The following is a 9,096-nucleotide window of genomic DNA, read 5'->3' on the forward strand; positions in this document are numbered from 1 at the left end:
CGGCAGCCGGAACACCGGCAGCGTGTTGCCCGGCACGAAGTAGCGGAACTCGTCGAACACCCCGTAGTTCGGCAGGTGGTGCTTGGCCGAGGTGATGACGACGCGCCCGCCGTACAGCAGCGCCGCGGCGTCCAGCGGCGCGCCCGCCGGCAGCCCGGTCCGCGGCGCCAGGTCCGTCCGCCGGTCCAGGTACCCCGTCACCACCGCGACCCCGCCCAGCCCCTCATCCCCGAGCCGCGCCGCCACGCGATGCAGCGTCGCGATCGACGCCTCCACGAACGACGCCCGCAGCGCGAGGTCCTCCACCGGGTACCCGGTCAGCATCATCTCGGGGAACACCACAACCCGCGCCCCCCGAGCGTCCGCCCGCCGCGTCCACTCCACGACCAGCTCGGCGTTCCCGTCCAGGTCCCCCACCGTGGCATTGACCTGCGCCAGCGCAATCCTAAGCTCCGTCACCCTTCCAGCCTAGGCGGTACCCAGCTGTCCCTCCGCGCCCGGTTCTCTGCGATTTTTGGCCGAACGGAGCATCGTTCCCCGGTCCGATCTCGCGGCTCGCGCCGCCTCAGATTACGCGCGTGTTCCCGGGCGCCTTCGCCGGCTCGGATTAGCCCTGGAACCCCAGCATCGTTACTGCTGCTTTCCTTCTTCAGCTGGCATGAATGCTCGGCCCAGAGTTTCAAAGCTTGCAGGTCGCCGCGCCCGAAGGGCAACGGCCGCGATGGCGCCGAGGCCGAGCCAGCCGAGTGCGGTGAAGGGCAGCAGGTTCACCAGGGTGTAGGCCGGCGGGCGGAAGGTCCCCCAGAGCGGGAACAGGAACACCACGACCGCTGCAGCTGGGATGAGCAGGTGCCGCACGAGCCGGAACTGGTCGCGGAACTCGGTGCGGAACGCGCGGATGACCGCGAGGTTCACCGCGAGGTAGACCAGCACGACCGACAATCCGCCCGCCGAGGCGAGATACCCGAACGTGCGCGCGCCACCGTAGACATAGGTCAACGGCAGCCCGAGCGCCAGCGTGAGCCCCGCGAGGCAGCCGATCGCCAGCACCGGAGTCTGGCGGCGGGACAGCCGGGCCAGTGACCCGGGCAGGACCCGTTCGCGTCCCATCGCGAATACGACCCGGCTGGCCGCGTTGGCGGCGGCGACGACGAAGCTGAGGCCGGCCACGAAGATCACCAGCTGGATGGTCCACAGCACCGACGGCGACCAGTACCGGCTGGTCAGATAGCCCAGCGGGCTGGGCTGCGCGATGAAGCCGCCCACACCGTGCCGCCCCGCCGCGAACATCTCCGCGCACACGACGAGCAGGTAGAACAGCCCGCTCACGACGACGATCCCGACGATGCTGGCCGGGACGGAGCGGCGCGTGTGCCGGGCCTCCTCGCCGAGTGCGGCGGCCGCCTCGAAGCCGGCGAAGGCGGTGATGCCGTAGATCATCGCGTCGGTGATGTCGGTGAGCCGGTCATTGGGCGACGAGGCGGGCGAGAACACCGCGGCCGAGTAATGCGCGGGCCCGATTTTGACCAGGATGGTGATGGCCAGCGCGGCGATCACGGCCATCTCCCCGGCCACCAGGACCAGATCGGCCGACGACGAAGTGCGGATGCCCAGGTAGGCGACGCCGGCCACGGCGGCCAGGATGACCGGGAACAGCACCCAGGGGCCGATGGTCGCGTGTGTCGCATCCTTGACCAGGTCTGACCCGTAGGTACTGGTCAGAGCGACGCCGGCCGGTACAAACAGCGCATACGCGTAGACCATCATCCAGCCGGTCAGGAAACCCGCGGCCGGACCCAACCCGCGGCTGTTGTAGGTGTACGCCCAGCCAGCCGACGGCACCCGGCGGGCGAACTCGCCGATGCTGAACGCGCAGCACAAGGATCCGACGAAGGTGATGAGCACGACCAGCGGAGACGCGAATCCTGCGTAGGCCACCACGATAACCAGCAACGCGACGACCGAAACAGCCGGGGCCACGATGCTCGTGCCGAACGCGATCACCCGGGCCGATCCGACCACATCGCGGGCCAGCCCGCGGGTTTCCTGGCTGACGGCGCTCATGCCACGGTCCTCCTGGTGCACGGTGCCCGTCCACCCGGTACTAAGCAGGCAGGCCGACCTGCCCGGGAAGGGACTATTTCCGCTTGCCTGGAGCTATTGCCATTTGCCCTGGTCCATTATCACTTGACCGGATCCGAGGCGTCGTATCAGGATGTGATAACTGACCTTCCGACGGCCACGGCCTGGTGATGGACGAGACAAACGTGCTCGAGTCGGTCCGCGAGACGGGCCGCGAGGGTACTCCCGCCGCCTTCGACCTTGTTGCGTCCAAACTGCGCTGTCCCCCGACCCGCCCCGGGACGGTCCCGCGGTCGTCGCTGATCGACCGCCTGGCGCGATTCGACTCCGGTCCGATCGTCTCGGTGGTTGCCCCGGCGGGCTACGGGAAGACGACGCTGCTGTCGCAGTGGGCCGTGCGCAACGGCCAGGGCTTCGCGTGGGTGCAGGTCGACGAGCGGGACAACGACCCGAAGGTCCTGCTCACCTATATCGCCGCGGCGCTGGATGCGGTGCAGCCGTTGGGCGGCCCGGTATTTGATGCGCTGGCCTCCCAGGCCAGCTCGGTGCCCGGTTCGGTGGTGCCGCGGCTGGGGTCGGCGTTGGCGTCGATGACCGTGCCGGCGGTGCTGGTCCTCGATGACGTGCACCTGCTGCACAACTCCGAGTGCCGGGCCGCGCTGTCGGTGCTGGCCGATCACGTGCCGGCCGGGTCGCGGCTGGTGCTGGCCGGGCGGGCCGAGCCGCCGCTGCGGGTCGCGCGGCTGCGGGCCGAGGGCCGGATCACCGAGATCGGCCCCGGGGACCTGTTGCTGACCGCTGAAGAAGCGACGGCGTTGCTCCGCGATGCGAAGGTGGCGCTCGGCCACGATGAGGTGGCGGTGCTGCATCAGCGGACCGAAGGGTGGCCGACCGGGCTGTACCTGGCGGCGCTGTATCTGCGGGAGGGCGGGTCGGTCGGGAACGCGGCGGCTTCCTTCGGCGGCGATGACCGGCTGATCAGCGCGTACTTCGAATCGGAGTTCCTGGCCCGGATCTCGTCGCGGGACCGGGAGTTCCTGACCCGGACCGCAGTGCTGGACCGGATGTACGGGCCGTTGTGCGAGGCGGTGCTGGACCTGGCCGGCTCGGCCGCGACCTTGGACCACCTGGTGCGGTCGAACCTGCTGCTGGTGCCGCTCGACCGGCGCGGTCGGTGGCACCGCTACCATCACCTGTTCCGCGACATGCTGCTCGGCGAGCTGCATCGCCGAGAGCCGGAGCTGATCCCCGTCCTGCGGCGCCGCGCGGCCGGCTGGTGCCTGCGCAATGACCTGCCTGAGGAGGCACTGGAGTATTCCATGGCCGCCGGGGACGCCGAGACGGCCGCCCTGCTGGTGGAAAGACTCGTGTGGGCGACCTGGAAGCAGGCCCGGGTCGTCACCGTCCAGCGGTGGCTGCAGTGGCTGGGTGACCGGGGCGCGCTCGCGGCACGACCGATGCTCCTCGTGTGGGCCTCGATAATCGCCTCGCAGACAGCGCGGCCGGCCGCGGCCGAGCGATGGGCCGACGCGGTCGATCACTGGCAGCACGGCGACGCGGCCCGGCCGCCTGACCCGGCCGCCGAGGCGTGGGCTGCCGTGCTCCGGGCCATCCTGTGCCGGCGCGGGGTCAAGCAGATGCGCGCCGACGCCGACGAGGCCGCGTGGCGATTCGCGGCCGCGGGCATCATGGCTCCGGTGACCGCGCTGTGCCAGGGGGTCGCGCGTGTCCTATCCGGTGACACCGAGGCCGGCGACGCGTTCTTCGAGGATGCCGTCAGCATGCGGGAGTCCGGCGCACCCGATGCTCTCGCGGAGGCGCTGAGCGAGCGGGCGCTGATCGCGATGGCACGCGGCGAATGGAGCCGGGCCGAGGTCCTGGCCGGGCAGGCAGGTGCCGTGACCGGCCGGGCCGGGATCGACGACCTCCTCACGACCGCGGTCCGGGCCCGGGTAGCCAGCCACCGCGGCGATGGCCCGGAAGCGCGCCGCGAACTCATCGCTGCGCAGCGTATACGGCCTTCGCTAAGCTACGCGCAGCCCCATCTCGCGGTCCAGGCTCGGATCGAGCTCACCCGCGCCTACCTCGCGCTGGATGACATGGCAGGGGCCAGGACCGTTATGCGGGAGATCGAGGAGGTGCTCCGGCGCCGGCCCGACCTCGGCACCTTGGTCGGCGAGACCCAGGCCCTCCGGACCCGGCTCGCCACCGAACGCGGGTCAGGCGGGCACGAAGCCTCGTCACTGACCACCGCCGAACTGCGCGTGCTGCCGATGCTCGCCACGCATTTGTCAGGTCCCGAGATCGCCGCCGAGCTGTTCCTCTCCCCGCACACCGTCAAATCGCAGCAGCTGTCCCTCTACCGGAAGCTGGGGGCCGCATCACGCAGTCAGGCGATCGCACGAGCCCGTGAGCTGGGCCTGCTGGAAGGGTGAACGACCCCGCGATTCACGCCATTCGGGGGATGGAACTCGCGACGGCACGGGGTGGAATGGTGGCCTGACGGCGGACGGAGGTCGTATGAGCCAGACTGCGAGATTCCAGGAGACGTTGCGCAGGCTGGCCATGATCGACGAAGCCTTCGTCGAAGACCAGGCCGGACTCAGGCTTGGCCAGGCCACGGAACTGGTCCTGGATCCCAAGACCGCGGCGTTGCTTCAGCTAGGCGTATCGGTGGCAATCGGGTCGCCGGCAGTCTGCATCGAGTGGAGTGCAGGCCGCGCGCTGGTGGCAGGAGCGACCGACGACGAGATCGCCGACGTGCTGCTGGCGATTGCCCCGGTGGCCGGGCTCGGCCGGGTCGTGTGTGCCGCCCCCGACGTGGCGACCGCACTGGGGTATGACGTTGCGGCCGCGCTGGACGACCCGGGCGATCCATGAGAGCCCCTTACATACGGGGCGGCGGCTGGTTCGCCGAGCGCCGATGGCCCACGGGCTCACGTGGCCGGAAGGTCGGCGATTGGCCCGACCCAGTTCCCAGGGCGCCAGCGCCTCGCGGTTCCAGGCAGTCGACAAAGGCCGCACCCCCCGCGGAGCGCAGCCGGGGTCGCAATTCATCCGAATCGACTGACGACAGTTTCCCGCCTCGCGCGGATGCTGAACACGTGGGCCTGACCTGCCGGGTTCGGCCGGGCCTGCGCGAACGTGCTGGTAGGTCAGCTGTGTGAGAACGTCCCAGGGGGTGACCGGTGGCCTCGAAAACCGAGAGCGCAGTGGTCAACGTCGCCGGCCTGGTGCAGGGCATCGTGCTGGTGACGTTCCCCGCGTTGAGCACGATCTTCACCGAGAAAAGCGAATACGGGCTGTCGAGCACCCAGTACGGGGGCCTGTTCCTGCCGCAGGTGGTGACGGCGATCACCGCGTCGCTGCTTGGCGCGGGGCTGGCCCGGCGGATCAGCACGAAACGGGTCTACCTAATCGGCCTGGGTTGCAGCACCGTGGCGATGGGGCTGCTGATCGCCAGCGCGGGCGTGAAGACCGACCAGTCGGTCGCCTATCCGCTGCTGCTGGTCGCGACGGCGTTCCTCGGGGCCGGGTTCGGCCTGGCCGTCCCGGTGCTCAACACCTACTCCTCCGTGTTCCACCCCCACAGCGTCGACCGTGCGGTACTGGTGCTGAACGCGCTGCTCGGGCTGGGTACGGCGCTCGCGCCGGTGTTCGTGGCCGTGTTCGTCGGCCTGGGGTTCTGGTGGGGCCTCCCGATCCTGTCCGCGGCGATGCTGGTGGTGCTGCTGGCCTTCAGCGCGCGGCTGCCGTTGCAGGCCGGGGCGCGGGCCGCCGGTGCGGCGCCGCGGGCCAGGCCGGGCGTGCCGGCCCGGTTCTGGTTCTTCGCCGCGTTCGCGGTGCTGTACGGCCTCTGCGAGACGATGAACGGCAATTGGTCCCAGCTAGACATGACCACCCGGGTGGGCGCGTCGGCCACGCAGGCCTCGTTCGCGCTGGCGGTGTTCTGGGGAATGGTCACCGTCGGGCGCGTCCTGTTCGCGGCGATCGGCCGGTGGCTGCCCGAGCGGGTCACCTACCACATCTTGCCGTTCGTCCTGGTAGTCACGTTCGTGCTGGTCGGAACCCTGCCAAAGGGCGATGCCGGTGCCGGTATCGCCATCTTCGCGCTGGCCGGGCTGGGTTGCTCGGCTCTGTTGCCGCTGACGATCAGCTTCGGCGAGAAGGACCTGGCGGTCATGTCGGCGGCGGTAGCCGGCGGCATCATCGCGTTCTACCAGCTGGGGTACGGCATCGCCGCGTTCGGCGTCGGGCCGCTACAGAAGGCCGGCCTGAGCCTGTCGGCGATCTTCGGCTTCACCGCCATCGTCGCCGCGGTCATGGGCCTGCTCTCCTTCGTCGTCGCGCCCGCCCGGTCCCGGCCCGCTCGTCCGGTCACCGGGGAAACCGGATCACCCCACCCGGCGGGCCGCATGAGCGCGCCCGACCCGAACCCGCCTCAATGAGGATTCTGGCCCTAAGAGAAAGAAGGACCGTGGGCTCGTTACCCGAATATCAGTGATCACGGGCTTATCGGTGATCTGCAGACGGCGGCGCTGGTAACAGTCGATGGCACCCTTGACTGAATTCCTAATTCCCCGAACGGTCCGTGGTACCCGCCCTCAGCCCCATTCATGGCCAATAGCCGACGCACAGCCTGATCACAGGGCAGCGCCTGAAACTTCAGCCGATTCGGTTGATGTCGCTGGCACCATCCGGCCGGACCATGAGCATATGGCCAGCTGGCGCCATGAACCGAACGTCCCGAGGGGGCTTCAATGAGCACCGCCGAACCTGGAGCACGCTCGATCCACAGCCTCATCCCGGCCCGTCTTGACCGGCTGAGATGGTCGCCGTTCCATACCCGGATGGTGTGCGGCCTGGGCGGCGCGTGGATCCTGGACGGGCTGCAGATCACCGTGGCCAGCTCGGTCACCGGGGAGCTGACCAAATCCTCCACGCTGGGCATGACCTCCGAGCAGGTCGGGCTGATCGCCTCGGTCTACCTGGTCGGGGAGATGATCGGCGCGCTGGTGTTCGGCCGGATGTCTGACCGGCTGGGTCGCAAGCGGCTGTTCATCCTCACGCTGCTGCTGTATCTCATCGGCACCGGGCTGGCGGCGTTCGTCACCGGCCACCACACCGGCTGGCTGCTGTTCTTCTACGCCACCCGGTTCGCGGCCGGCATGGGCATCGGAGGCCAGTACGCGGCGATCAACTCCGCGATCGATGAGGTGATGCCCTCGAAGTACCGGGGCCGGGTCGACATCTGGATCAACGGCAGCTACTGGGCCGGGGCCATCTTGGGCTCGTTCGTCTCCTACATCTTCCTCAACCACTTCGCCCCCAACGTCGGATGGCGGCTGGCCTTCCTGCTCGGCCCGGTGCTCGCGGTGGTGGTCATCATCGTCGGCCGGGTTCTGCCCGAAAGCCCCCGCTGGCTGGTCACGCACGGCCACCAGGAGGAGGCCGACAAGGTGATGGCCAAGATCGAAGAAGCGGTCCGCAAGTCCGGCCAGGAACTCGCGCCCATCGATGAGAGCAAGGCGATCGATATCGCGCCGGAGACGCGGTACGGCTACCTGACGTTCCTGCGGCTGGTGTTCCACCAGTACCCCAGGAGGGCGATCCTGGGGGCGACGCTGATGATCTCCCAGTCGTTCCTGTACAACGCGATCTTCTTCACCTACGCCCTGGTGCTGATCAACTTCTACCACGTGCCGTCGAACAAGGTGCCGCTGTATGGGCTGGCGTTCTCCATCGGCAACCTGTGCGGGCCGCTGGTCCTGGGGCCGCTGTTCGACTCGTGGGGCCGTAAGCAGATGATCGGCGGTACCTACATCGTCTCCGCTGTGCTGCTGGCCTTGTCGGCGGTCATGTTCGACGCCAAAGTCCTGAACGCCACCACGCAGACCATCATGTGGGTCGTCATCTTCTTCTTCGCCTCCGCCGGCGCCAGCGCCGCCTATCTCACCGTCAGTGAGACGTGGCCGATCGAGATCCGGGCCGAGGCAATCGCGGTGTTCTTCGCGATCGGCTGCATCGCCGGGGCGGCCGGCCCGGCCCTGTACGGCGCGCTGATCGGCAACGGCACCAGCCGGACCGGCCTGTTCACCGGCTACCTGATCGGCGCCGGCATCATGCTGATCGGCGGCCTGGTCGAGGTGTTCCTAGGCGTCCAAGCCGCAGGCAAGTCGCTGGAGCAGGTCACCAAGCCACTCACTTCGACGGACCAGGGCACCCCGGCCGCCACCGTCACCTCCATCGTCAGCGAGTCCGCCTGATCGCCGGTCTTCTCGCGGCAGCGACGACTAGTCCACAGTCAAATCCGCGAGAAGCCGGGGCAGCCCGAACCGATGCCAGATACTGCGGAGTTCACCGCGACTGGCTCAGACCTGGCCGACCCGGCCGGACGGCGGGAAGGGGCGCGTGATCGAAGGCAACCGGCCCAGGAAAGGAATCCACCATGGGCGAGCATTACGACGTGATCATCATCGGAACCGGAGCCGGCGGCGGCACGCTGGCCCGTCACCTGGCTCCTTCGGGCAAGCGGATCCTGCTGCTCGAGCGTGGTGACTGGCTGCCCCGCGAGCCGGAGAACTGGTCCACGGTGGACGTGTTCGTCGATGGCCGCTACGTCTCCCCGGACAGCTGGTATGACCCGAAGGCCAAGTCGTTCTTCCAGCCGCAGGTGCATTACTTCGTGGGCGGCGCGACCAAGCTGTACGGAGCTGCGCTGTACCGGATGCGCGCGGAGGATTTCGGCGAGCTGCGCCACCATGACGGCCTGTCGCCGGCCTGGCCCATCTCCTACCAGGACATGGAGCCGTACTACACCGCGGCCGAGACGATGTACCAGGTGCACGGCGCGCGGGGCGAGGATCCGACCGAGCCGCCGGCCAGCGCGCCCTATCCGTACCCGGCGGTCTCCCACGAGCCCCGGATCCAGCAGCTGTCCGACGACCTGGCCGCGGCCGGCTTTCACCCGTTCCACGCGCCGTGCGGCATCCGGGTCAACGAGGCGAACATGCC

General features: G+C 69.0%; 6 protein-coding genes and 1 pseudogene. 5 read left to right on the plus strand and 2 right to left on the minus strand.

Annotated elements, in window-relative coordinates:
- Both VGZ32_RS21115 and VGZ32_RS21120 read right to left on the minus strand, forming a co-directional pair.
- The coding region (locus VGZ32_RS21115) for a nitrilase-related carbon-nitrogen hydrolase (protein WP_326887855.1) at nt 1-459 on the minus strand (459 nt) is incomplete at its 3' end.
- A 171-nt stretch (nt 460-630) separates the two neighbouring features.
- The gene (locus VGZ32_RS21120; protein WP_326887856.1) at nt 631-2,064 is read right to left on the minus strand and encodes an APC family permease; all 1,434 of its coding nucleotides are present in this window, start codon (nt 2,062-2,064) and stop codon (nt 631-633) included.
- 188 nt (nt 2,065-2,252) lie between these two features.
- Here VGZ32_RS21120 and VGZ32_RS21125 point away from each other — a divergent pair, with 188 nt between their 5' ends.
- The 5 genes and pseudogenes from VGZ32_RS21125 to VGZ32_RS21145 form a co-directional block, all read left to right on the plus strand.
- A complete protein-coding gene (locus tag VGZ32_RS21125) occupies nt 2,253-4,517 on the plus strand; it encodes a LuxR C-terminal-related transcriptional regulator (RefSeq protein ID WP_326887857.1) in 2,265 nt (754 codons plus the stop codon).
- An 85-nt stretch (nt 4,518-4,602) separates the two neighbouring features.
- Entirely contained in the window at nt 4,603-4,962 is a 360-nt protein-coding gene (locus tag VGZ32_RS21130; protein WP_326887858.1) for a carboxymuconolactone decarboxylase family protein, read from the plus strand.
- Nucleotides 4,963-5,270: 308 nt separating this feature from the next.
- Nucleotides 5,271-6,530, plus strand: coding sequence for an MFS transporter (locus VGZ32_RS21135; protein WP_326887859.1), 1,260 nt, complete (start codon nt 5,271-5,273; stop codon nt 6,528-6,530).
- Between the two features lie 312 nt (nt 6,531-6,842).
- Nucleotides 6,843-8,348, plus strand: a complete 1,506-nt coding sequence (locus VGZ32_RS21140; RefSeq protein ID WP_326887860.1) for an MFS transporter — start codon at nt 6,843-6,845, stop codon at nt 8,346-8,348.
- Nucleotides 8,349-8,530: 182 nt separating this feature from the next.
- Nucleotides 8,531-9,096, plus strand: a pseudogene (locus VGZ32_RS21145) (dehydrogenase); the annotation flags it as partial.

Source organism: Actinocrinis sp. (genome assembly GCF_035938995.1).
In the GTDB taxonomy this organism is placed as follows: domain Bacteria; phylum Actinomycetota; class Actinomycetes; order Streptomycetales; family Catenulisporaceae; genus DASZGI01.